The 21,888-nt window shown below is 54.0% G+C and carries 22 protein-coding genes; 14 read left to right on the forward strand and 8 right to left on the reverse strand.

The genetic code is table 11. The annotated features are described in order from the left end of the window. Positions 1-17: 17 nt before the first annotated feature. Positions 18-908, reverse strand: a complete 891-nt coding sequence (yihU, locus tag ACWKXT_RS20030; RefSeq protein WP_454529388.1) for a sulfolactaldehyde 3-reductase — start codon at positions 906-908, stop codon at positions 18-20. Between the two features lie 155 nt (positions 909-1,063). Between yihU and ACWKXT_RS20035 the strand changes: the two genes are divergently transcribed. Beyond that, positions 1,064-1,960 carry a sugar kinase gene (locus tag ACWKXT_RS20035; RefSeq protein ID WP_454533273.1) on the forward strand — a complete coding sequence of 299 codons (897 nt, stop codon included), beginning with the start codon at positions 1,064-1,066 and terminating at the stop codon, positions 1,958-1,960. 34 nt (positions 1,961-1,994) lie between these two features. Then, positions 1,995-2,789 (forward strand): DeoR/GlpR family DNA-binding transcription regulator, encoded by a 795-nt coding sequence (locus tag ACWKXT_RS20040; RefSeq protein WP_454529386.1) that lies wholly within the window; start codon positions 1,995-1,997, stop codon positions 2,787-2,789. Between the two features lie 35 nt (positions 2,790-2,824). On the opposite strand, the gene ACWKXT_RS20045 is transcribed toward ACWKXT_RS20040, so the two are convergent. Further along, positions 2,825-5,722, reverse strand: a complete 2,898-nt coding sequence (locus tag ACWKXT_RS20045; protein ID WP_454533274.1) for an autotransporter outer membrane beta-barrel domain-containing protein — start codon at positions 5,720-5,722, stop codon at positions 2,825-2,827. Positions 5,723-5,792: 70 nt separating this feature from the next. Beyond that, entirely contained in the window at positions 5,793-6,410 is a 618-nt protein-coding gene (locus ACWKXT_RS20050; protein WP_454533275.1) for a helix-turn-helix transcriptional regulator, read from the reverse strand. A gap of 536 nt (positions 6,411-6,946) precedes the next feature. On the opposite strand from ACWKXT_RS20050, the gene ACWKXT_RS20055 reads away from it, so the two are divergent. The 6 genes from ACWKXT_RS20055 to fabY all read left to right on the forward strand — a co-directional run bounded on the left by ACWKXT_RS20055 (position 6,947) and on the right by fabY (position 11,139). Continuing rightward, positions 6,947-7,690: a winged helix-turn-helix domain-containing protein gene (locus tag ACWKXT_RS20055; protein WP_454533276.1), complete on the forward strand. Its 744-nt coding sequence runs from the start codon at positions 6,947-6,949 to the stop codon at positions 7,688-7,690. Continuing rightward, positions 7,690-8,157: a hypothetical protein gene (locus ACWKXT_RS20060; protein ID WP_454533277.1), complete on the forward strand. Its 468-nt coding sequence runs from the start codon at positions 7,690-7,692 to the stop codon at positions 8,155-8,157. Before ACWKXT_RS20055 ends, ACWKXT_RS20060 begins: the two co-directional genes overlap by 1 nt. Positions 8,158-8,244: 87 nt before the next feature. Continuing rightward, on the forward strand, positions 8,245-8,844 hold the full coding sequence (gene yihX / locus ACWKXT_RS20065) for a glucose-1-phosphatase (protein WP_045260234.1): 600 nt from the start codon (positions 8,245-8,247) through the stop codon (positions 8,842-8,844). Next, on the forward strand, positions 8,838-9,719 hold the full coding sequence (locus ACWKXT_RS20070) for a virulence factor BrkB family protein (RefSeq protein ID WP_454529380.1): 882 nt from the start codon (positions 8,838-8,840) through the stop codon (positions 9,717-9,719). Before yihX ends, ACWKXT_RS20070 begins: the two co-directional genes overlap by 7 nt. Then, positions 9,716-10,153, forward strand: coding sequence for a D-aminoacyl-tRNA deacylase (dtd, locus tag ACWKXT_RS20075; RefSeq protein WP_454533278.1), 438 nt, complete (start codon positions 9,716-9,718; stop codon positions 10,151-10,153). The genes ACWKXT_RS20070 and dtd overlap by 4 nt, the downstream gene beginning before the upstream one ends. A gap of 44 nt (positions 10,154-10,197) precedes the next feature. Then, positions 10,198-11,139 carry a fatty acid biosynthesis protein FabY gene (fabY, locus tag ACWKXT_RS20080; protein ID WP_165853358.1) on the forward strand — a complete coding sequence of 314 codons (942 nt, stop codon included), beginning with the start codon at positions 10,198-10,200 and terminating at the stop codon, positions 11,137-11,139. A gap of 8 nt (positions 11,140-11,147) precedes the next feature. On the opposite strand, the gene ACWKXT_RS20085 is transcribed toward fabY, so the two are convergent. Then, positions 11,148-12,068: an alpha/beta hydrolase gene (locus ACWKXT_RS20085; protein ID WP_454533279.1), complete on the reverse strand. Its 921-nt coding sequence runs from the start codon at positions 12,066-12,068 to the stop codon at positions 11,148-11,150. Positions 12,069-12,267: 199 nt separating this feature from the next. Between ACWKXT_RS20085 and ACWKXT_RS20090 the strand changes: the two genes are divergently transcribed. Continuing rightward, entirely contained in the window at positions 12,268-12,510 is a 243-nt protein-coding gene (locus ACWKXT_RS20090; RefSeq protein WP_454529377.1) for a ribbon-helix-helix protein, CopG family, read from the forward strand. A gap of 2 nt (positions 12,511-12,512) precedes the next feature. Further along, on the forward strand, positions 12,513-12,884 hold the full coding sequence (locus tag ACWKXT_RS20095; protein ID WP_454529376.1) for a PIN domain-containing protein: 372 nt from the start codon (positions 12,513-12,515) through the stop codon (positions 12,882-12,884). A 39-nt stretch (positions 12,885-12,923) separates the two neighbouring features. Here the strand turns inward: ACWKXT_RS20095 and fdhE are convergent, their stop codons facing one another. Genes fdhE through fdnG form a run of 4 tightly spaced genes read right to left on the reverse strand, consistent with a single transcriptional unit; the run spans position 12,924 to position 18,447 of the window. Beyond that, a complete protein-coding gene (gene fdhE, locus ACWKXT_RS20100) occupies positions 12,924-13,853 on the reverse strand; it encodes a formate dehydrogenase accessory protein FdhE (protein WP_061096528.1) in 930 nt (309 codons plus the stop codon). Continuing rightward, positions 13,850-14,485, reverse strand: coding sequence for a formate dehydrogenase cytochrome b556 subunit (gene fdoI, locus ACWKXT_RS20105; protein ID WP_010436852.1), 636 nt, complete (start codon positions 14,483-14,485; stop codon positions 13,850-13,852). Before fdoI ends, fdhE begins: the two co-directional genes overlap by 4 nt. Continuing rightward, positions 14,482-15,384: a formate dehydrogenase subunit beta gene (gene fdxH / locus ACWKXT_RS20110; RefSeq protein WP_003861960.1), complete on the reverse strand. Its 903-nt coding sequence runs from the start codon at positions 15,382-15,384 to the stop codon at positions 14,482-14,484. Before fdxH ends, fdoI begins: the two co-directional genes overlap by 4 nt. Positions 15,385-15,396: 12 nt before the next feature. Then, positions 15,397-18,447 carry a formate dehydrogenase-N subunit alpha gene (fdnG, locus tag ACWKXT_RS20115; RefSeq protein WP_454529375.1) on the reverse strand — a complete coding sequence of 1,017 codons (3,051 nt, stop codon included), beginning with the start codon at positions 18,445-18,447 and terminating at the stop codon, positions 15,397-15,399. A gap of 372 nt (positions 18,448-18,819) precedes the next feature. Between fdnG and fdhD the strand changes: the two genes are divergently transcribed. From fdhD to ACWKXT_RS20135, 4 genes are all read left to right on the forward strand, one after another. After that, positions 18,820-19,656, forward strand: coding sequence for a formate dehydrogenase accessory sulfurtransferase FdhD (gene fdhD, locus ACWKXT_RS20120; RefSeq protein ID WP_454533280.1), 837 nt, complete (start codon positions 18,820-18,822; stop codon positions 19,654-19,656). 114 nt (positions 19,657-19,770) lie between these two features. Then, entirely contained in the window at positions 19,771-19,983 is a 213-nt protein-coding gene (locus tag ACWKXT_RS20125) for a YdgH/BhsA/McbA family protein (protein ID WP_015569916.1), read from the forward strand. Positions 19,984-20,397: 414 nt separating this feature from the next. After that, on the forward strand, positions 20,398-21,105 hold the full coding sequence (locus ACWKXT_RS20130; RefSeq protein ID WP_454533281.1) for a DUF1120 domain-containing protein: 708 nt from the start codon (positions 20,398-20,400) through the stop codon (positions 21,103-21,105). 77 nt (positions 21,106-21,182) lie between these two features. Next, the gene (locus ACWKXT_RS20135; protein ID WP_454533282.1) at positions 21,183-21,869 is read left to right on the forward strand and encodes a fimbria/pilus chaperone family protein; all 687 of its coding nucleotides are present in this window, start codon (positions 21,183-21,185) and stop codon (positions 21,867-21,869) included. Positions 21,870-21,888 lie beyond the last annotated feature (19 nt).

The following is a 21,888-nucleotide window of genomic DNA, read 5'->3' on the forward strand; positions in this document are numbered from 1 at the left end:
TCCTCAGTCCTTTCGTATCAGTGTGATTTTTTCAGCCCGGCAGATGCGCGAACCTGTTCAAGAATGGCCGTCCAGTCTTCGCGCCCGCGCCCGGCGGCGCGTGCCTGGTTGTAAACTTCGCGGGAGGCCGCGCCCAGCGGCATCGGAACGTGGAGTTGGTTGGCCACGTCGAGGGCGATCCCCAGATCCTTATGCGCAAGGTCGATCATGAAGGCGGGAGAAAGATCCCCTTTCAGCACCTTGTTCGGCCAGGACGTCGTGAAGTGGCCTTTGCCCGCCGGCGTGCCGCTCATCACCTTGAGCGCCACGTCAAAGGAGAGGCCGAGCGCTTCGCACAGTACGGCCGCCTCGGCGGAAAGGGCGTTCAGGGCGATGCTCATGTAGTTGTTAATAAGCTTCACACGAATGCCCATGCCCGGCCCGCCAGCGTTAATCAGCTCATTGCCCATCGCCATTAATACGGGGGTAGCGCGTTCAACCTGCTGGGCCGTGCCGCCTGCCAGCAGGAGCAACGTACCGGCGATGGCATGGTCAGACGTGCGTCCGACGGGCGCGTCCATCAGGCTGAAGCCGCGTTCAGCCATCTCGCGGATCAGCGCGTCGGTTTGCAGCGGATGAATGGTGGACATATCTATCACCAGCGCGTCGCGGGATAGCCCCTCGCACACGCCGTACTCGCCGAACAGCACGCTGCGCACCAGGTCGCCGTTTGGTAGCATAGTGATGACGAATTCGGCATCCGTTGCGGCCTGTGCGGGCGTTGCCGCCGCCCGAGCGCCGCTCTCTACCAGCGCCTGAACCGCCTGCGGGTTCACATCAAAAACGTTAAGCTGGTGGCCCTGTTTCAACAGATTCTTCGCCATGGGCGCGCCCATCTGTCCTAAGCCGATAAATGCGATTGCTGACATGCCTCTCTCCTGTCACATCGTGTCAATTTTTGCGCGTTTGTGGTGTCTGTTTTTGATCGTATTTGTAATTTATAGTCAAAAAATTGACACGGGTCACTTTTTAAACATTTGGTGAAATTAAAATGAAGGCATCAGAAATCGCAGAAGGAATCACCATGACTCGCATCGTTTGTGTCGGCATTACCGTGCTGGATCGCATCTGGTATCTCGATGATTTACCGAAAGAAGGTGGGAAATATGTCGCAAAAGACTATACGGAAGTGGGCGGCGGCCCGGCGGCAACGGCGGCGGTGGCGGCGGCGAAACTGGGCGCGGAAGTGGATTTTATTGGTCGGGTGGGGGACGACGATACCGGCAGACGGCTGCTCGCGGAGCTGGAATCCCTGGGGGTGAATACCCGCTTTACGCGCGTGTTTAAGGGGGCTCGTTCGTCACAGTCGGCGGTGCTGGTGGACGGCAGCGGGGAGCGCGTTATAGCGAACTATCCCAGCCCCGATCTCCCTGCGGCGGCAGACTGGCTGCAGCAAATCGACTTCTCCCAGTGGGACATTGTCCTGGCAGACGTGCGCTGGCATGACGGCGCAAAACAGGCGTTTACCCTTGCCAGACAGCAGGGCGCCCCGACTTTGCTGGATGCCGATGTCACCCCGCAGGACATCGCGGAGCTGATAGCCTTAAGCGACCATGCGGCCTTCTCCGCGCCGGGGCTGCGGCGCTTAACGCAGCGGGATGAAACCGAAGACGCGCTGAGAAAAGCACAAACGCTCACAAATGGACATGTGTATGTCACGCAGGGGCGAGACGGCTGCTTCTGGCTGGAAAATGACACGCTGTGCCATCAGCCCGGTTTTGAGGTGAACGTCATTGATACCACGGGTGCGGGCGACGTTTTCCACGGCGCGCTGGCGTTCAGCCTGGGCCAGCAATCCCCCGTCGCAGACGCCGTACGTTTTGCCAGCGCCGTCGCAGCCCTGAAATGCACAAAGCCCGGCGGGCGCGCGGGTATACCCGACTGTGATCAAACCCGCTCTTTTTTGTCACTTTTTGTATAAAATGCGGGGCGTGATGGTTTTCAGAGGACAGCCCATGAGCCTTACCGAACTGACCGGCAACCCGCGTCACGATCAGCTGCTGACGCTGATTGCCGATCGCGGCTATATGAACATTGATGAACTGGCGCAGCTGCTGGATGTCTCCACGCAAACGGTGCGCCGGGATATCCGTAAGCTCAGCGAGCAGGGGCTGATCACGCGTCATCACGGCGGCGCGGGCAGGGCATCCAGCGTGGTAAACACGGCATTCGAGCAGCGTGAAGTCTCGCTTACCGAAGAGAAGCGTGCGATTGCCGAGGCGATTGCGGACTATATCCCGGACGGTTCGACTATTTTCATCACCATCGGCACGACCGTGGAGCACGTTGCCCGGGCGCTGCTTAACCATAACCATCTGCGCATCATCACCAACAGCCTGCGGGTGGCGCATATTTTGTATAAGAACCCGCGCTTTGAAGTGATGGTGCCGGGCGGCACGCTGCGCCCGCACAATGGCGGCATTATCGGGCCTGCGGCAACCGCCTTCGTGTCTGGCTTCCGTGCAGATTATCTGGTGACCAGCATCGGGGCAATTGAGCACGACGGCGCGATGATGGAGTTTGACGTCAACGAAGCCAGCGTGGTGAAAACCATGATGGCTCACTCCCGCCATATTCTGCTCGCGGCCGATCATACGAAATATACCGCTTCTGCGGCCGTTGAGGTTGGTAACGTGTCGCAGGCCACAGCGCTCTTCACCGACGAGATGCCCGGTTCGGCGCTGCAAAATCACCTGAAATCCAGTAAGGTTGAAATGGTTCTGGCCTGTACCAGCGAAGATATCACCTGAAGCAAAAAGCCGCTGATTTCTCAGCGGCTTTTTTATTATTTGAAGCTGTATTTTACCCCCAATATTCCCTGCGTATCGCTGTAGCCTTTGTCGCCAATCTGCTGTGCCACATTGCCCCAGACGCTAAGCTGCGGCGTAATTTGTCCTTCTACACCTGTCTTAAGTTCACCGATATTGCGCGTGCCGCGCATCTCATTGCTGACGTCATCCATGCGGATGCGCGTGGTCTGGGTATTGTGGATCCAGTTTGCCTCGATAAACGGCTGGAAGGTGCGTGATTTACCGTCGTCCATCGCGTTATGTCCGCTGATGTAGGCCTTAACGCCGAGACGCGTCATCAGGTTCCCCTGGGTTTCGTCTTTCACCCGCGTGCCGTTACGTTCGCGATGGTCGTCAGCCTGCACGTCCATCCAGACGGCCTGCGCTTTCGGCTGGATCCAGTAGCTGTTGCGGCCGCTTTCGCCCAGCTTAACGCTATAGCCCGCTTCTACAGAGGCGGTCACGCCGCTGGAGCGATAACGCTCAGTCGCCTGATCCTGCCCCATCACCTTATTATCAAACCAGTTATACAGCACCCAGCTATCCACGTAGGTGCCGCTTTTATCGGCGTCGTTTGCGTACCAGGTACCGTACAGACCAACGCTATAGCCATTCACTTCGCCACGTGAGTGGTATCCGGTCAGGCTGGAAGCGCTCCGGCTCTGGCTGTTGCCGTAGCCTGCCATCAGGCCAAGATGCCAGCGGTCCAGGCCATCAGTGCTCCACTGGGCGACATCGCCACCCAGCTGCAGCACGTAGCGATTGGCGGTTGTTTTTAGCTGGCCGCTGCCATCGTTGAAACGCGTATGCCCGCCGACGTTACGCATCCACAGGCTCGTCACTTTTTGCTCGCCGGTGAGCAAGTCGGTGTACTGCGTTTCACCCAGACGATCGTGCAGGCGGGTCATAAACAGCGTATTTGCCGCATAGCTGTTCGCCTGATAGCTGCCAAATTCCGGACGGTACTGATGTTCGCTTTTCGGCGGTGCAGCAGGCGGTACCGGTTCCTGCGGCGGGATCACCGGGTCAACTGGCGGGTCCACAGGGTCGACGGGATCAACAGGGGGGTCCACCGGGTCAACAGGAGGGTCGACAGGGTCAACAGGGGGATCTACCGGGTCGACCGGTGGGTCAACGGGTTCAACCAGGCTGGTCAGGAACCAGTTCTTACCTTTCTGCACAACGTTATAGTCATAACCCCCCGCCACGATGCGGCTGCCCTTCTCAAACGTCCCGTCAGAGTTACCGCCAACGCTGACAATTTCAATTCCTTCTACGGTTTGTGCGCCGGTACCGCCAATGTTATTCACTTCCACGTCGGTATGGCCGGATGTGTTTCCTTCGACGGTCAGCTTGTCGGTTTCCGAAGTATCGTCAAACAGCACGGTATTGAAAACCAGCTTGCCGCCGTTGCCGATGTAATCCTCGTTGATGGTCAGGGTTTGCCATGCCGCATCCCCGGCATGCTGGAAATTAATCGTGCCACCCGCATTCAGCGTCAGGCTGGTCAGCGTGGAGTTGTCGCGCATATTCCACACGGCATCATTCATCGTAAGCGCGAGGGTACCGGTTCCGGCGGCGTTGCTCTCAATGTAGGACGCTCCGTTCCACAGTGAGTTGTTATTCATTGTCAGCGTGATGGTGCTGTTTTGTGCCGGAAGCGTGCTGGTGGCCGCGACGCCGCCTACGGAAAGGATATCGCCGTCGAGGATGAATTTGCCGCCCGCGGAGGCATCAATCACCCCACCATTGCTGGCGTTCAGGGCATAGCTACCGTTGTCGCGCTGGCCTGCGGTAGTAATGGTTGCGCCGCCCTCGAGCGTTATCACGCCGCGTGACCAGGCGTACATCCCGTGCGGTGCTTGCGCGGAGCTACTGGTTTTCTCACTGCTGTTGACCGCAATGGTGACGTTATCCCCAACGTTTACCGCTGCTGTGTACGCATAGACGCCATGCGCGCTGGCACCGTTGGTGATGATGGTCGCGCCTTCATCAAGGGTAATGGTTGACGAGCCGGTAGAATACACGCCGGAGGCACTGGCCGCGTCAGTGGTGATGGTCGCTTTTTTTCCCAGCTCGATTCTGGAGGCAGAACCCGCATACAGGCCGTAGGCCGAGGTGCCGAACGTTTCGATGGTGGCCTCATCCCCCAGACGGACGGATGAGCCGCTCTGGTTGGTACGAATCCCCTCGGCGTAGGTACCCCGTGTCACAATATGCGCGCGATCGCCGACGATAATGTTATTTTTGGCCTTCGAGGCATCATTCAGTGCATAGGCGCTAATGCCGCGACCGGTACTGCCGGTGGTTTCGATATAGAGATCGTCCCCCACATAAATATTGGCGGAGCCGAGAGAGCCCTGGCTGAAGGAGCTGTATCCGGCATTAATACCGTCACCGCTTTGGCCATTAACGTAAATATGGGTGCGGTCGCCAGTAATAATAAACACCGGATTATCCGGCGTGTTCATACCATGGGTACGAATACCGTCGACATCTTTACCATTATTGGCAGCGACTTTTGACTGGGTACGAATAGTCAGATCGTCACCAAATATCACCCCCGGGCTGCCGGACGTGGAATTCTGGATAACGGTTACTGAATGCTCAAAGGCTTCCGCCCCTGGTCCTTCGAGAGTGATCCCATCTCCATAGACAGGGATATTGCCCGGACTGTACTGGTAGACATAGTTAGGATCGCTGGTATTTTTGCTAAAGTTCGCGTTTGCCGTTGCAGGAATCAGCGCCTGTATTTCTGCAGGCAAATCCGTTACTGCTCCGGTGGCTGGTAAATTAGCAAAATCGATCACTGCTGCATTTGCGGTAAATAGTGCTGACGATAGCGCCAGCGAAATCGCAACGGCGACAGGTGAATGTTTCAATAAATATGGCATAACTGCCCTCTTTCTTTCAGGCGTAAAACATCCTCACACCATTAAATGTGGGTATGTTAAGGAGTTGAAATTACAAAATAGAAACGAGTATTTTATGAATGCTGGTACCTAACTTCCTCTCTAATCGTATTTTATGAACGTAAATTTTTTTCACATCAATGCTGGTCGTTTTTATTATCTCCTGGAGGCACGCTCCTGACATAAATCTGTTAAGTAAAGTGAATTCAACAGTATTCAGGGTGTTTCCTCGCCTGCTGCTCAATCGCCTGCCGGAAAAAAGATGGTTGATTTTTTCCTGCAATAAAGCCTCATTATCATCTGAATAAATAATTCCCTTTATTTCACTGCGGTGAGCGAAAAAATAATGAGCCAACGCCTGCAGTTTACGGTCTGTGATAAGTACAATGTGCATATTAGTCATCGCCAGATGTTCAATCCATTGCGGATCGACAAGCAGGCGCAGGTTATATATCGAAAAATCTACAAAAATAAAGCCGCGTAATAAATGATTCTTCTTCCCGGACAATATTTTATTTTCTACTGCAAGTTGCAGGAAATGATTTCCCACCGGCCAAACTGCGAAGGAGGCGCTGCCACAGTATTGTGATCGCACTGCGGTATCCGGGAATAACTGACAGGACAATTCGCAGCTTATACAGCGGACAACCTTTTGCGACGATGTTATCATCCAGTCCACTCCTGTCTTTTTTTCATTATCAATATTTCACTGCCTTTCAAATGTGTCAATCTTGAAACATATCCAGCGATCCTGACGTATTTATGAGAAATAACGGCAGAGAATATAAATTCCTGGCGGTATCTATTCTTGCAGGCCGCAGGCATAGCGACAGAACATCGGTTGCCAGACGTTCCCCAGGAATATCCATCAAACCATTAAGATTATTCGGCAAAAACAACGCCGGAGAGAAATTGACGAAATAGCACTAATAGCTAAAGATTCGTCACCTCGCTCTGCCTGAACGTCAGTCTTTTCTCAACGTGTGGCTCAATATAATTATTTGGGCTGGCGAAGTGTAATGAAATCTCATTATGTCCTTTTAGCTGAGGCTCACCTAAGAAAAAATTCTTATAACCTATTGAAAATTAATGTGATGCTTCTAATCTTAGGTAGGGAGGTGTCGCGTCCTAATCCTTCTGGCCTATACTGTTGTTAAATATATGGGTGTGCAGGGTTAAATATTGTTATTGTAGAGGAAAGTAAAATTGTATCTCATTAACAAGCTGGTCGAGTATGACCCGGAAAACAAAACTCTGGTGAATCATATTACCGGGCGCACCATACAATTGCAGCTTCCTGCCAATCTCTGCTTTCTTTATCTTGTCACCCATCCTGGCGAAATAATTTCGCAAAATCAGTTAATGGTGGTGGGATGGGGAGAGCGTAACGACGTCACCACACCGAATACCTTTTACCAGGCCATTTTGACATTACGCAATGCGCTGGCTGAGGTGGGGTTACCGCGCGATACGGTAAAAACGATTTCGCGTCGCGGGCTGACGCTTTCCGAAGCCACTCAGGTTGAAGTATTTACCCCCTCCGCAGAGCCGGTAATTGCCAATAAAGACGCGGCAATATCCGGGGGCATCGTGATGAAGAAACCAGTGTGGTTAATAATCGCCACCGCTACGCTTTTGTTGATCGCGATTATTAACGGCGGCTTATTATATAAACATCACCATAACATGCCGTTTAGTCACTACATTCCACTTTCAACGGGCAGCACGACCAACGCCTGCCAACTCTTTTATGCACCTAATGAACATATGCAGGACCACTACCTGCGCTTGTTAAAAAATTACCCCGCCCTGTGTGCCGGAAACCGATACGTTTTTCTCATCGGCTATAGTAAAACGGAGCGAATCGCGGCGTTTGTCTGTAATAACGATGCGCGACATGACGCGGCAGCGCTATGTACCACGCATTATTTTTGGGCGCATGAGCAATGATGACATACGGGAACCGTATTATTTTTCTGGCGGCGTTTCTGGGCGCCGCTATCATCAGCGGCTGGTTAGCGTATTCGCATTTTTCGAGTGCGCCGATACGCTGTACAGGTGATGTGGAATGGACGATTGGTAAAAACCGATTTGTCGGTACGCTTTCCTGGCGAATGCAGCATCGGGAAGGGACCGCGGTCATTAACGGAAAACTGTTTGGTCACGTGGTTTCTGAAGTCAACCGCACCATCTATTTCCACTACAGCGATCACCAGAACGCGCGCGTATTAAATAACGTTCGTATTGTTAAAACCTTCGCCGATAGTGCGGATGAGGCTGATATCAATGCAACGCTACCGGGTTTTTATCGCACCCCGGGAAGAGATCTGAGCCTGATGATTGACGAGTATCGCGGAGCCTGGCTTTTTGCCGCGTCGAACGTCCCTTCACTTTACTGTCATAAAAACGCGCCGTAAAAATCGATTGCACACCTTAGACGGCACGCATAGTCAAACCTCGTTATTCCCGCTACAGTTATCTCTCCACGGCGAAAGGAGATAAACATGCTTTATATCTTTGATTTAGGAAACGTAATCGTCGATATCGATTTTAATCGCGTGCTGGGGGCATGGAGCGACTTTAGTCGTGTGCCGCTGGCGACGTTAAAGCAGGATTTCGCGATGGGGGAGACCTTCCATCAGCACGAGCGCGGCGAGATTAGCGATGAAGAGTTTGCTGAACGTTTCTGCCAGGAGATGGGGCTTTCGTTAAGCTATGAACAGTTTTCCCACGGCTGGCAGGCGGTGTTCGTCGCGATCCGTCCGGAAGTGATCGACATTATGCACAAGCTGCGCGAGCAGGGGCACCGGGTGGTTGTGCTGTCGAACACCAACCGTCTGCACACGACCTTCTGGCCAGAGGAATACCCTGAAGTTAAGGCGGCGGCAGATAAGATCTATCTTTCGCAAGAGATGGGTATGCGTAAGCCTGAAGCGCGAATTTATCAGGCTGTTTTGCAGGCAGAGGGATTCACCGCGGCCGATGCGGTCTTTTTCGACGACAACGCCGATAATATAGAGGGAGCTAACCAGTTGGGTATCACGTCAATTCTGGTGACCGGAAAAGAGACGATACCGAACTACTTTGCGAAGCAGTTATGCTAAAAACCGTTCATCAAAAAGCCACGCATCATACTCGCCCAATGAGGGCCTGGCTGAAGCTGCTCTGGCATCGCATTGATGAGGACAACATGACCACGCTGGCAGGTAACCTCGCCTACGTGTCGTTGCTCTCATTAGTCCCGCTGGTGGCGGTTATCTTTGCGCTATTTTCCGCTTTCCCGATGTTCGCGGACGTCAGCCTGCAGCTTCGCCATTTCGTCTTTGCGAATTTCATTCCTGCCACCGGGGATGTTATCCAGAACTACATCGAGCAGTTTGTTGCCAACTCCAGCAAGATGACGGCTGTGGGGGCTTGCGGCCTTATCGTCACCGCGCTGCTGCTGATGTACTCCATCGACAGCGCGCTTAACACCATCTGGCGAAGCAAAAAAATCCGTCCTAAGGTCTATTCCTTTGCCGTCTACTGGATGATCTTAACGCTGGGGCCGTTGCTGGCCGGGGCGAGCCTGGCAATCAGCTCATATCTCCTCTCCTTGCGCTGGGCGAGTGATTTAAACGGCGTGATTGATAATGCGCTTCGCATCTTTCCGCTGATCCTGTCCTGGCTCTCGTTCTGGCTGCTCTATAGCGTTGTACCGACCACGCGCGTGCCTAACCGCGATGCGGTGGTTGGGGCGCTGGTGGCGGCAGTGCTTTTTGAACTGGGTAAAAAAGGGTTTGCCCTTTACATCACCATGTTTCCCTCTTATCAGCTGATTTACGGCGTGCTGGCGGTGATCCCCATTTTGTTTGTCTGGGTTTACTGGACCTGGTGTATCGTCTTGCTTGGCGCCGAAATAACTGTCACTCTCGGCGTATACCGCGAACTTAAAAAAGCAGCAGAAGCTGAAAAACAATTAGAAGCAGACCAACCATGATTGCATTGATACAGCGCGTGACCCGTGCCAGCGTCACCGTGGAGGGAGAGGTGACGGGTGAAATTGGCCCAGGACTTTTGGTGTTGTTAGGTGTCGAAAAGGATGATGACGAGCAAAAAGCGAACCGCTTATGCGAGCGCGTGCTGGGCTACCGCATTTTCAGCGATGCGGAAGGCAAGATGAACCTGAACGTCCAGCAGGCGGGCGGCAGCGTGCTGGTGGTTTCCCAGTTTACGCTGGCAGCGGATACCGAGCGCGGCATGCGCCCGAGTTTCTCTAAAGGCGCCGCGCCGGATCGTGCAGAAGCATTTTACGAATACTTTGTTGAGCGTTGTCGCCAACAGGAAATGAATACGCAAACCGGACGATTCGCTGCAGATATGCAGGTCTCGCTGGTGAACGATGGCCCCGTCACATTCTGGCTCCAGGTATGAGCCAACTGGCGGCGTGGCCGCGGGTAACAAGAGAGAGTACAGCTATGTATCACCTTCGAGTACCGCAAACGGAAGAAGAGTTAAACGCGTATTACCAGTTCCGCTGGGAAATGCTGCGCAAGCCACTGCATCAGCCAAAAGGCTCTGAACGCGACGCCTGGGACGCGATGGCCCACCATCAGATGGTGATGGACGAAGAGGGTAACCTCGTCGCCGTCGGGCGTTTGTATATCAACGCCGATAACGAAGCGTCGATTCGCTTTATGGCGGTTCACCCGTCAGTGCAGGACAAAGGCCTCGGGACCCTGATGGCGATGACGCTGGAGTCCGTCGCCCGTCAGGAAGGCGTTAAGCGCGTCACCTGTAGCGCCCGTGAAGATGCCGTGGAGTTCTTTGCCAAACTTGGTTTTGTTAACCAGGGCGAAATCACCGCTCCGCAAACCACGCCGATTCGCCATTTCCTGATGATCAAACCCATCGCCACGCTGGACGACATTCTGCATCGTGCAGACTGGTGCGGCCAGCTGCAGCAGGCCTGGTATGAACACATCCCTCTGAGTGAAAAAATGGGCGTGCGGATCCAGCAGTACACCGGGCAAAAATTCATTACCACCATGCCGGAAACCGGCAATCAAAATCCGCACCACACCCTGTTTGCTGGCAGCCTGTTCTCCCTGGCGACGCTTACCGGCTGGGGGCTGATCTGGCTAATGCTGCGCGAGCGCCATCTGGGCGGCACCATCATTCTGGCCGATGCCCACATTCGCTACAGCGCGCCTATCAGCGGCAAGCCGAGCGCGGTGGCGGATCTTGGCGCTCTCGGCGGAGACCTTGATCGTCTGGCTCGTGGCCGCAAAGCCCGCGTGCAGATGCAGGTCGAGCTGTTCGGTGATGAAACCCCGGGCGCGGTGTTTGAAGGAACTTATATCGTTCTTCCTGCGAAGCCGTATGGCGCGTATGAAGAAGGGGGAAATGAGGAGGAATAGTCGCCTGTTCACTCTCGTCGGACGTGATGAATTCGCCATGCGATATCCCGCATAACGTCTTGCGCTGACTGGCTAATTCCACCAAGCTGGAAGAAGCCGTGGATGACACCCATCCAGCGCTGAGCGGTACACGTCACCCCTTGTTTCGTGAGGCGTTGAAACAGCGCCTCTCCTTCATCGCATAACGGATCGTACTCAGCAGTAACGATATGGACCGCTGGCAGGCCGCTGAAGTCTTCTCGCCACAGCGGGCTAACTTCAGGATGCTGACGGTCGGCTCCAGCCAGATATATTTCATAGCCGCTCAGCAGGGTATCGCGAGTAATCACGTAATCCATGCCGTTGAAGGTATAGCTTTCAAAACTGGCCGTGGCGTCGAGCATGGGGTAGATAAGAATAAGCTGTACAGGTTGCCACAGCCCTTTAGCCTTAAGCCGCAGCGCCGTCACCAGCGCAAGATGTCCACCCGCGCTGTCTCCACAGAGGGTGATTTGATTTCTATCCACGCCCAATTTGTCTGCATGCTTCCAGATCAGATCCGCACCTTTTTCGGCATCGTCATGTGCGGCGGGGAAGGTATGCTCCGGTGCCAACCTGTACTGAATCGCAACCACCCGGCAATTGCCGTAGCAGGCTAACTGACGGAGTTGGTTGTCATGGGTATCAAAGCCGCCGCTGATAAAGCATCCACCGTGATAGTAGAGGGCAGCAGGCAATATTTCAGGGGCATTAAGAGGTGAAAACACGCGAATGGTCATATTTTCAAGAACAAGCGTCTCCACCTGAACGCGCGTTTCTGTCTTCCCGGCAAGCCCCGTACTGGCAAGATACCCAGCACGTCGTACCTCAATGGTCTGTCGACGTGACGAGGGCCGACCTGCAGCAATAAATCCCTGAACCAGCTGTGCAATACCCTGTTCCAGTGCCATGAGAATTCTCTTTAACTGTATGGATATACAGTTTTATAGCCTGGTTTGATTCAAAAGAAAACAAGAAAATTGTTCAGGGCAACAATCTGGAAAGCGGCTCGCAAATGGAAGGCAAAACTATTGGGTGGGGCTTTAACCCTGCCGAGAGAAAGGGTATGTTGCCTTTAAAATAGGCAATAGTGATATACTGAGGTGATATATGAGTATACTGGCGGAGCTTAACATGGGCAGAATTCTGATCGATTTGTCGGATGATGTTATTCAACGTCTCGATAACCTCAAACAGCTGCGTAACCAACCTCGTGCCGAATTACTGCGTGAAGCAATTGAGCAGTATCTCGATCAGCAAAGCTCGTCAATTATTCGTGATGCGCTTGGTCTGTGGGGGAACCAGCAAGAAGACGGTTTAGAGTATGAGCGCAAGCTGCGTGAGGAGTGGTAGTGATGGAACACATGGCGGTTTTTGATACCAATATCCTGATCGACCTTTTCAACAATCGCGTCGAGGCAGCAAATACGATCGAAAACACAGCGTCACACCGGTCAATCAGTCTAATCACATGGATGGAAGTCATGGTAGGGGCGCGCAAACATGGCCACGAAGCGAAAACAGCGGCGGTAATGGGCGCATTTGAGGTTATCGATGTAACCCGAGAGATCGCAGAAAGAAGCGTCGTGCTCCGTGAGAAGCATGGCATGAAACTGCCGGATGCCATTATTTTAGCGACTGCCCAAAGCAGAAATTGCCCGTTAATCACCCGGAATATCAAAGACTTTCAGGGGATTGCCGGAGTGGTTTTACCTTATCAATTGTAGGCCGGGCAAGCTCGCGCCGCCCGGCACTCTCACAGGAGACTACTCCCCTTCACCCGGGAACAGGAACGGGTTGATCGAGCTGCGGGCAAAGCCCTCCTGCTCCATCTTCGCGTCCAGAATCAGCGAGGCGAGATCGTCGGCCACGGCTTCGACTTTCGGATCTTTTTCCTGATACAGAATCTTCAGGTAAGTTCCGCAATCGCCGCAGCTTTCGGCTTTCACCGCCGCGTCTTCATTTTCCAGCGACCAGTAGTTCAGATCGCGGGTCTGCTCGCAGTTGCTGCACTTGATGCGCACCACGTGCCACTCGGTTTCACACAGGTTGCAGTGCAGATAGCGCAGCCCCTGCGTGGTGCCAATCTGTACCATGCTGGAGACCGGCATTGAACCACACACCGGGCAGAACTGGCGCGCTTCACCGTATTCAGCGCGGGCTTTACCGGGGATCAGGCTGGCCATTTGCGCCCAGTAGAGCGACAGCGCAGCCCAGATGAACGGCGCTTTATCGCTGCTCACCAGTGAGAAGTCGGAAGCAAACAGCGCGCTCGCCATCTCTTCCAGCTCCTGATCGGAGGCTTTTTCCAGGTTCTCAATGACCGCCAGCGCCGTGCCGCTCATCTCAGGCTTCAGCTCGGCAATCAGCGAATGCAGCAGCTTATGCCAGTGCTTGTCGCGCGGCAGGACGTGAATGTCCAGCGGCGGCTTACCCTGTGCGTTGGCTTCTTTGATGCGTGCGGTCAGGTCCATTTGCAGCGGATGGTCGTACAGCACCACTTCCTGCGCATGGGCGACCAGCGCGGCAAAACGCAGAAAATCGCCCAGCGGGTTGTTCTCTGCCAGCTCGCGCAGACGCTCTGCGCGGCGGTTGTAGAGGTTCTTGAGTCTGGGGAATAACAACGGCGGAATATACTCCGCCGTGCGTTTCTCGCTCGACCCCAGCTCATCTTGCGGGATTATGCGAATACTCATTCAGATGACTTTTCCTGTTTCTGGCGGACTTCACGGTACCAGCGCGGGTGATGTTTCTTCGCCCACGTACTGGTAACCCATCCTTCCACCATCGCGGTAATGGTGCCTTTCACCCAGAGGGCGGCGTAAATATGCACCATGATAACCACAATTAACGCCACTGCGGCAAATGAATGCAGCATCAGCGCGAATCGGATCACCGGGATTGAGAAAGCAGGCGCAAAGTACGGACGCCAGATGATCACGCCGCTCACCAGCAACAGGACCAGGAAAATAATCGCCGCCCAGAATACGCATTTCTGGCCGAAGTTATAACGCCCGGTATCACCTACTTCCTCGTTGACGACGATCTTACGAATATTCTTCGCCCAAAAGATATCATCCCGATTGATTAGGTTATGGTGCCAGTAACGGAAAAACATGATGATAAACGAGGCAAACATCACTACACCCACGAACGGGTGAAGGATGCGCGCCAGTTGCGGCGTGCCCAGTACCTGCATCAGCCAGTTGAAGGACGGGAAGAAGAATCCCAGCCCGCTTATCGCCGCCAGCATGAAGCAGAAGGCGGTGACCCAGTGGTTGATGCGTTCCGGCGCGGTGTAGCGCACGATGGTGTCACGTTTTCTCATTTGCGCACCTCGTCTTTCTCTTCATGCAGGTTGTCGTCTTCCTCTTCCGCGCGGTTCGGACCAACGCCGACGTAGTGGAAGATGCTCGCTGCGAAGGTGGCAGCAAAGCCCACCGCTGCCAGCGGTTTCCAGATGCCTTTCCAGAACTTCACGGTGGCGCTGATTTCCGGGTTCTCCGGCAGGCCATGGTACAGGTTCGGCTTGTCGGCGTGGTGCAGCACGTACATGACGTGCGTACCGCCCACCCCGGCCGGATCGTACAGGCCAGCGTTGTCGTAACCACGGGTTTTCAGCTCGCCCACGCGCTCTGCCGCCAGCGTTTTCATATCCTCTTTAGAGCCAAAGTGGATAGCGCCGGTTGGACAGGTCTTCACGCACGCTGGCTCCTGGCCCACGTTAACGCGGTCAACGCACAGCGTACATTTGTAGACGCGGTTGTCTTCCGGGTTCATGCGCGGCACGTCGAACGGACAGCCGGCGATGCAGTAGCCGCAGCCGATGCACTGCTCGGACTGGAAGTCGACGATGCCGTTGGCATACTGAATGATAGCCCCTTCTGACGGACACGCCTTCAGGCAGCCCGGATCCGCACAGTGCATACAGCCATCTTTGCGGATCAGCCATTCCAGTTTGTCGTTCTGCTCCACTTCCGAGAAACGCATCACCGTCCAGGACTTGGCGGTCAGGTCCGCCGGGTTGTCGTACACCCCGACGTTGTGACCCACTTCGTCACGGATGTCGTTCCACTCTGAACAGGCCACCTGACAGGCTTTACAGCCGATACAGGTGGTCACGTCGATAAGCTTCGCCACTTCCTGCTGGTGGTCCCGCGCCTGAGGCGCGGGCGTGAAACCGTTAGTCGCGGAACGACGGATAATGTCTTGAGATTGATAAGCCATAAGTCGTCTCCGTTACACCTTTTCCACGTTCACGAGGAAGGCCTTAAACTCCGGCGTCTGCGTGTTCGCATCGCCGACGAACGGCGTCAGAGTGTTCGCAATGAACCCTTTCTTCGCCACGCCCTCATAACCCCAGTGAATCGGAATACCGATGGTGTCCACCTGCTGACCGTGAACGTTCAGCGTGCGAATACGCTTGGTCACCACCGCCTTGGCTTTGATATAGCCGCGGTTAGAGGAGACCTTCACGGTATCGCCATGCGCAATGCCGAGCTTGTCCGCCAGCTTCTCACCGATCTCCACAAACTGTTCCGGCTGCGCGATGGCGTTCAGCAGCGCGTGCTTGGTCCAGTAGTGGAAGTGCTCGGTCAGACGGTAAGTGGTGCCCACGTACGGGAACTTGTCCTTTTTACCCAGCGCTTCAAAGTCGCCCTTGAAGATACGCGCTGCCGGGTTAGAGACCACGTTCGGGTGCAGCGGGTTAGTGCCCAGCGGCGTCTCAAACGGCTCGTAGTGTTCCGGGAACGGCCCTTCCGCCATCTTATCGATAGCAAACAGGCGTCCCATCCCTTCAGGCTGCATGATAAACGGCCCGACGTCGCTGCCCGGTGCGGCAGTGCTGTAGTCCGGAATATCCACGCCGCCCCATTTCGCGCCGTCCCACTTCAGCAGCTGACGCTTCGGATCCCACGGGTTGCCCTGCGGGTCAGCGGATGCGCGGTTATAGAGGATGCGGCGGTTGAGCGGCCACGCCCATGCCCAGCCCAGCGTATTGCCGAGGCCCGACGGGTCGGCGTTGTCGCGGTTGGCCATCTGGTTGCCTTTCGGCGTCCAGCTACCGGCAAAGATCCAGCAGCCGCTCGACGTGGTACCGTCATCCCGCAGGTGTGCGAAGGTGCTGAGCTGATCGCCTTTCTTCGCCAGCACCGCGCCGGTGGCCGGGTCGATAACGTCCGCCAGCGCCTTACCGTTGCTCTCCATCGCCACTTCTTCCGGGGAAGGATTTTCCGGCGTCGAGTAGTTCCAGGTCATGTTCAGCACCGGCTCAGGGTTCGCGCCGCCTTCTGCCGCATACATCTTACGCAGGCGTAAGAAGATACCGGCCAGGATCTCGCCGTCGTTCATGGCGATGCCCGGGGCGTCCGCGCCTTTCCAGTGCCACTGCAGCCAGCGGCCGGAGTTAACGATAGAACCGTTCTCTTCCGCGAAGCAGGTGGACGGCAGACGGAACACTTCGGTCTGAATCTTCGACGGATCGACATCGTTTGATTCGCCATGGTTCTGCCAGAAGGTCGAGGTCTCGGTGTTGAGCGGGTCAATCGTGACCAGGAACTTCAGTTTCGACAGAGACTCAACCACCTTGTTCTTGTTCGGGAACGACGCCACCGGGTTAAAGCCCTGGCAGATATAGCCGTTGACCTGGCCCTGGTGCATCATCTCGAAATACTGCAGGACGTCGTAACCTTTGTCCCACTTCGGCAGCCAGTCAAAGCCCCAGCTGTTTTCCGCCGTCGCTTTGTCGCCGTAGAAGGCTTTCATCAGCGAGACGAAGAACTTCGGATAGTTGCCCCAGTAGTTCACCTGGCCTTCGAGCAGCGGTTTTGGCGTGCTGGCCGTCAGGTAGGTCTGCAGGTCGGGCTGTTTCTCGCTCGGCAGGTTCATGTAACCCGTCAGGCTCTGCGACAGCAGACCGAGGTCGGTCAGACCCTGAATGTTGGAGTGACCGCGCAGGGCGTTCACGCCGCCGCCTGCCATCCCCATGTTGCCGAGCAGCAGCTGCACCATTGCCATGGTGCGGATGTTCTGCGCGCCGATGGAGTGCTGCGTCCAGCCGAGTGCATACAGGAACGACGCGGTTTTGTCCTTCGCGCTGGTCTCCGCGATCAGCTCGCAGACCTTCAGGAAGTCCGCCTTCGGCGTGCCGCAGATGTTTTCAACAACCTCCGGCGTATAGCGGGAAACATGCTCTTTCAGCAGGTTCCACACGCAGCGCGGGTGTTGCAGGGTGGTGTCGCGCTTCGCAAAGCCTTTCTCATCCAGCTCGTAGTTCCAGCTGGTTTTGTCGTACTTGCGTTTTTCCGCGTCATAACCGCTGAACAGGCCATCTTCGAAGTGGTAATCCTCACGCACGATCAGGCTGGCGTTGGTATAGGCTTCGGTGTATTCGCGGTTATATTTTTCGTTGGTCATCAGGTACAGCAATACGCCTGACAGGAAAGTGATGTCAGTACCTGAACGAATAGGGGTGTAGAAATCCGCCACTGACGCAGTACGCGTAAAGCGGGGATCGATCACAATCAGTTTCGCACCGTTGTGGATTTTGGCTTCCATCGCCCAGCGGAACCCGACAGGGTGCGCTTCAGCGGCGTTACCGCCCATCACCACAATAAGGTTGGCGTTCTTGATGTCGACCCAGTGGTTGGTCATCGCACCGCGACCAAATGTTGGAGCAAGACTTGCTACCGTTGGTCCGTGTCAGACACGCGCCTGGTTGTCGACCGCGAGCATACCGAGTGCACGCGTGAATTTCTGGGTTAAATAGCCGGTTTCGTTACTGGAGGCAGAAGCACACAGCATCCCGGTGGAGAGCCAGCGGTTAACCGTGACGCCGTCGGCGTTCTTCTCAATAAAGTTGGCATCGCGGTCTTCTTTAATATGTTTTGCGATGCGGTCAAACGCCTCTTCCCAGCTGATTTGCTGCCATTTATCGGAGCCAGGCGCGCGGTATTCCGGGAATTTCAGTCGGCTTTCGGAGTGGATAAAGTCCACCAGACCGGCCCCTTTAGGGCACAGCGCACCACGGTTGACCGGATGATCCGGGTCACCTTCGATATGGAAAATAGACGCTTTGGCGTTTTTAGCACCGTCGCCGAGGCTATACATTAACAGCCCGCAACCGACAGAGCAGTACGTACAGGTATTACGGGTTTCACGGGTACGCAGCAGTTTATACTGCCGCGTTTCCGCCAGCGCTACGCCGGGCGCAAAGCCCAGTGCCGCTGCCGTGGTGCCTGCCATACCGCCAGCGCAGATCTTAAAGAACTGCCTTCTGCTGACCTGCATGGGTCACTCCTTGTTTCGACATTGCTTACATATGTAGTTTTAACTTCGCGGTTGAGAATTGACCGCAAAGGAGAAAAATTTGCGTTAATCCCTCATTTCTCCGAGGGATATCATCAGAATACCACAATGTCGGTATACCTGTTCTAACGGCGTTAATACAAAGTGAACGTATTATCACTGCGTTGATTATAAAGTGTGATATTGATCACGTTATCTGCTCTGCATGTTAAAGGGGTGTAGCGGAGGTCGGGTTGCACCCCTTCTTAATGAGTAGGAGAATGAGTGTCGAAAAGTTGATCCATACTATGCGTAAGGCCTGCGGTTTATGCTGCAATAGCAGGCTTACTTCCGTGGTTGTTCAGGAATACCGTTGTGTCTAAACAAAACCGTGCTACCAGCCCATCACCACTGCCTGCGGGCGTTGTGGAACTGTCGGTACGCAGACCGCCCCACATTACCCAAACCACGCCTGATTTTCTGGCGGAAGAAGTGCCCGTTGCGCTCGTTTACAACGGTATTTCGCATGTGGTGATGATGGCTTCACCCAAAGATCTCGAACTGTTCGCCATCGGTTTTTCCCTCTCTGAAGGCATTATTGCGCACCCGCAGGATATCTACGGCATGGACGTGGTTCAGGCCTGCAATGGTCTGGAAGTGCAGATTGAACTCTCCAGCCGTCGCTTTATGGGGCTGAAAGAGCGCCGTCGGGCGCTGGCCGGGCGCACTGGCTGTGGGGTCTGCGGCGTCGAGCAGCTTAACGACATCGGTAAGCCGGTGCAGCCGCTGCCGTTTACCCAGACCTTTAATCTGGCACATCTCGACCGTGCGCTTGAGCACCTCAACAATGTTCAGCCCATTGGCCAGCTGAGCGGCTGTACGCACGCGGCGGCGTGGGTATTGCCGTCAGGGGATATTGCCGGGGGGCATGAGGACGTGGGCCGCCACGTTGCGCTCGACAAGCTATTAGGCCGTCGTGCGCGGGAAAGCGATCTCTGGCAGCAGGGCGCGGCGCTTGTTTCCAGCCGTGCAAGCTATGAGATGGTGCAGAAGTCCGCGATGTGCGGCGTGGAAATTCTGTTTGCGGTGTCGGCGGCAACCACGCTGGCGGTGGAGGTGGCGGAGCGCTGCAACCTGACGCTGGTGGGCTTCTGCAAGCCGGGAAGGGCGACGATTTACACCCATCCCCAGCGGTTAATGGTTGATCAGTAATTTTGAATGATAATAGCAAATCCTTCCGCTTTTAGTTGTTAAGGATGAGGGCTAGTATTTATCTCATCAAGGCACGGTGCCTTACCTAAACAACTTAACGAAAGGGTTTATATCATGAAAAGCATCAAAACTTTTGTCGCTGTAATCGCTCTGGCTGCTTCTTTCGGTTCTTTCGCTGCGCAGACCGTAACCGCTTCCGCCTCTACGCTTGACGGTGCAGAAGCAAAAATTGCTGCACAGGCCCAGGAAGCAGGTGCATCATCGTACAAAATTACCCAGGCATTCACCGGTAACCGCGTACACATGACCGCTGAATTGAATAAATAAGTCTTGTAGCCACTGTCCCTTGTTCTTCGGAGCAGGGACAGGTTCCCTTCTTACGCTCTTCTTTTTCCTCACCTTTCTCTTCTGATACTGCCCCCTCTGGCTATTAAGAGTCTTTTAGATAACACAATTCTATACATACCCGAAATGTAAGGTCTGACCAGATTGCTGCTTATATTTTTCATATGAATGTTTTTTATTGTTTTAATTCATTGCTGTTTCGAATACATACATAAAATTAATATCACATCTTGAGTTTTGCGGATTTCCTCAGGCACTAATCCTAAAAGGATTTTGAGTTATTGATTCTGTTTATTTGTAATGCTATTTTCCAGAATACAAAATGTTTTACGTTATAAACTATGGGTCAGGTAATTATTACCTGGTTTTTTGTATTCACTAATATATGGAAATAAAATGAACGCGATGTTTAAAAAAGGAATGCTGGCGTCGGTACTGGCAGTAGCGGCGTCTTCAGCAATGGCAGCTTCCAGTGTTGATATTCAGGTTACGGGTAAAATCGTACCGTCCTCCTGTACACCGGCATTTATTAGCGGTGGTGGTATTGCCGATTATGGCACCATGAAAGTGGCCTCACTGAATTCTACGACGGCAACGCCGCTGACGGATGTTAAAATTATCCCTATTTCTATTACCTGCGAAGAAGCGACCCGTATTGCGGTGACCTTTAACGATGCGCATGCTGACTCTGCACCAACGGCAGATCTGCCTGCTCATTGGGCGGATCTGGATTTCGCAATTACCCCACAGTATACCGCCGGACTGGGCATGTATAACGGCAAGCAGATTGGTGCTTATTCATTAGGTATTCAGCTGACGAAGGGCGCTGTAACAAACGACGCTGGCGATGAGTTGTATCCAACCTATTCGCTGAATAACGGTGCAAGTTGGGGCAGTAAAGCAGGGGATCGTTATTTACAGGTTACAACCGATAAAAGCGAAATATATTCCTTCAGTACAGTATTGGGTGGCACGCCTGTCGCACAAACCAAGGTTAACTTTAACGTAGGTGTCGCCGCGATGATTAACCCAACCAACGATTTAAACGTTACCGATGAAGCCACGCTGGACGGCTTAACCAATGTTGAGCTGGTTTATCTGTAATCGCCCCCGCGCATTATGAAATACCTGACACCTCACTCCGGTGGGGTGTCATTTATCAATATTAATGGACTAATATTATGCTGCTTTTAAAGAGAACGCTGATCTGTGCCTGCCTGCTGGCCTCATTCAACGGTATGGCTGCCGGGATGGTGCCGGACACCTCGCTGCTGATTGTCAATGAAGACGAGCAGGGGGCCAGCATGGATGTCAAAAACACCGATGCTGACGCACAGCTGCTGTACACCAAAATTATAGATCTCCCGGATGACCCAAAACCTGGCCTGATTGCCACGCAGCCGGTTGTGCGCGTAGATGCAGGTAAAACGCAGCGCGTACGCTTTGTGCTGAAAAGCAGCGCTAAGCCGCTGAAGGTCGAGCATTTCAAGCGTGTCATTTTTACCGCCATCCCACAGCGTGAAAAAAACAAAGTAAAAGTGGTTTTTAGCCAGAACCTCCCCGTTATTATTCACCCGGCAGGCCTGGCGGTAAATATTGAACCCTGGAAGGCCCTCACCTGGCAGATTAACAATGGCAACGTCACGGTGGAGAACACTACGCCTTATGTGGTCCGAATGGAGCAAAAGGTAAAATTAATGGAGTCGGGTACGGTCGCGAAATTGAATAAGACTTATATTCTTCCTGGCGAAAAAATGACGGCCAGCGCGTCAGCCAAAATATCAGCATCCGAAAAACAAATCGAAATCTATCCGGCTACGCGCTATGGCTATAAGGCGGGCAGTTATATTGCCGACCTTAAGCAATAAAATCACTTAACGGTACATG

Source organism: Enterobacter sp. UPMP701, assembly GCF_053709515.1.

What these genes read in the sequence shown, in the direction of transcription:
- yihU (WP_454529388.1), bottom strand. Translation starts at nt 908, where the DNA reads ATGTCAGCAATCGCATTTATCGGCTTAGGACAGATGGGCGCGCCCATG.
- ACWKXT_RS20035 (WP_454533273.1), top strand. Translation starts at nt 1,064, where the DNA reads ATGACTCGCATCGTTTGTGTCGGCATTACCGTGCTGGATCGCATCTGG.
- ACWKXT_RS20040 (WP_454529386.1), top strand. Translation starts at nt 1,995, where the DNA reads ATGAGCCTTACCGAACTGACCGGCAACCCGCGTCACGATCAGCTGCTG.
- ACWKXT_RS20045 (WP_454533274.1), bottom strand. Translation starts at nt 5,722, where the DNA reads ATGCCATATTTATTGAAACATTCACCTGTCGCCGTTGCGATTTCGCTG.
- ACWKXT_RS20050 (WP_454533275.1), bottom strand. Translation starts at nt 6,410, where the DNA reads ATGATAACATCGTCGCAAAAGGTTGTCCGCTGTATAAGCTGCGAATTG.
- ACWKXT_RS20060 (WP_454533277.1), top strand. Translation starts at nt 7,690, where the DNA reads ATGACATACGGGAACCGTATTATTTTTCTGGCGGCGTTTCTGGGCGCC.
- yihX (WP_045260234.1), top strand. Translation starts at nt 8,245, where the DNA reads ATGCTTTATATCTTTGATTTAGGAAACGTAATCGTCGATATCGATTTT.
- ACWKXT_RS20070 (WP_454529380.1), top strand. Translation starts at nt 8,838, where the DNA reads ATGCTAAAAACCGTTCATCAAAAAGCCACGCATCATACTCGCCCAATG.
- dtd (WP_454533278.1), top strand. Translation starts at nt 9,716, where the DNA reads ATGATTGCATTGATACAGCGCGTGACCCGTGCCAGCGTCACCGTGGAG.
- fabY (WP_165853358.1), top strand. Translation starts at nt 10,198, where the DNA reads ATGTATCACCTTCGAGTACCGCAAACGGAAGAAGAGTTAAACGCGTAT.
- ACWKXT_RS20085 (WP_454533279.1), bottom strand. Translation starts at nt 12,068, where the DNA reads ATGGCACTGGAACAGGGTATTGCACAGCTGGTTCAGGGATTTATTGCT.
- ACWKXT_RS20090 (WP_454529377.1), top strand. Translation starts at nt 12,268, where the DNA reads ATGAGTATACTGGCGGAGCTTAACATGGGCAGAATTCTGATCGATTTG.
- ACWKXT_RS20095 (WP_454529376.1), top strand. Translation starts at nt 12,513, where the DNA reads ATGGAACACATGGCGGTTTTTGATACCAATATCCTGATCGACCTTTTC.
- fdhE (WP_061096528.1), bottom strand. Translation starts at nt 13,853, where the DNA reads ATGAGTATTCGCATAATCCCGCAAGATGAGCTGGGGTCGAGCGAGAAA.
- fdoI (WP_010436852.1), bottom strand. Translation starts at nt 14,485, where the DNA reads ATGAGAAAACGTGACACCATCGTGCGCTACACCGCGCCGGAACGCATC.
- fdxH (WP_003861960.1), bottom strand. Translation starts at nt 15,384, where the DNA reads ATGGCTTATCAATCTCAAGACATTATCCGTCGTTCCGCGACTAACGGT.
- ACWKXT_RS20125 (WP_015569916.1), top strand. Translation starts at nt 19,771, where the DNA reads ATGAAAAGCATCAAAACTTTTGTCGCTGTAATCGCTCTGGCTGCTTCT.
- ACWKXT_RS20130 (WP_454533281.1), top strand. Translation starts at nt 20,398, where the DNA reads ATGAACGCGATGTTTAAAAAAGGAATGCTGGCGTCGGTACTGGCAGTA.
- ACWKXT_RS20135 (WP_454533282.1), top strand. Translation starts at nt 21,183, where the DNA reads ATGCTGCTTTTAAAGAGAACGCTGATCTGTGCCTGCCTGCTGGCCTCA.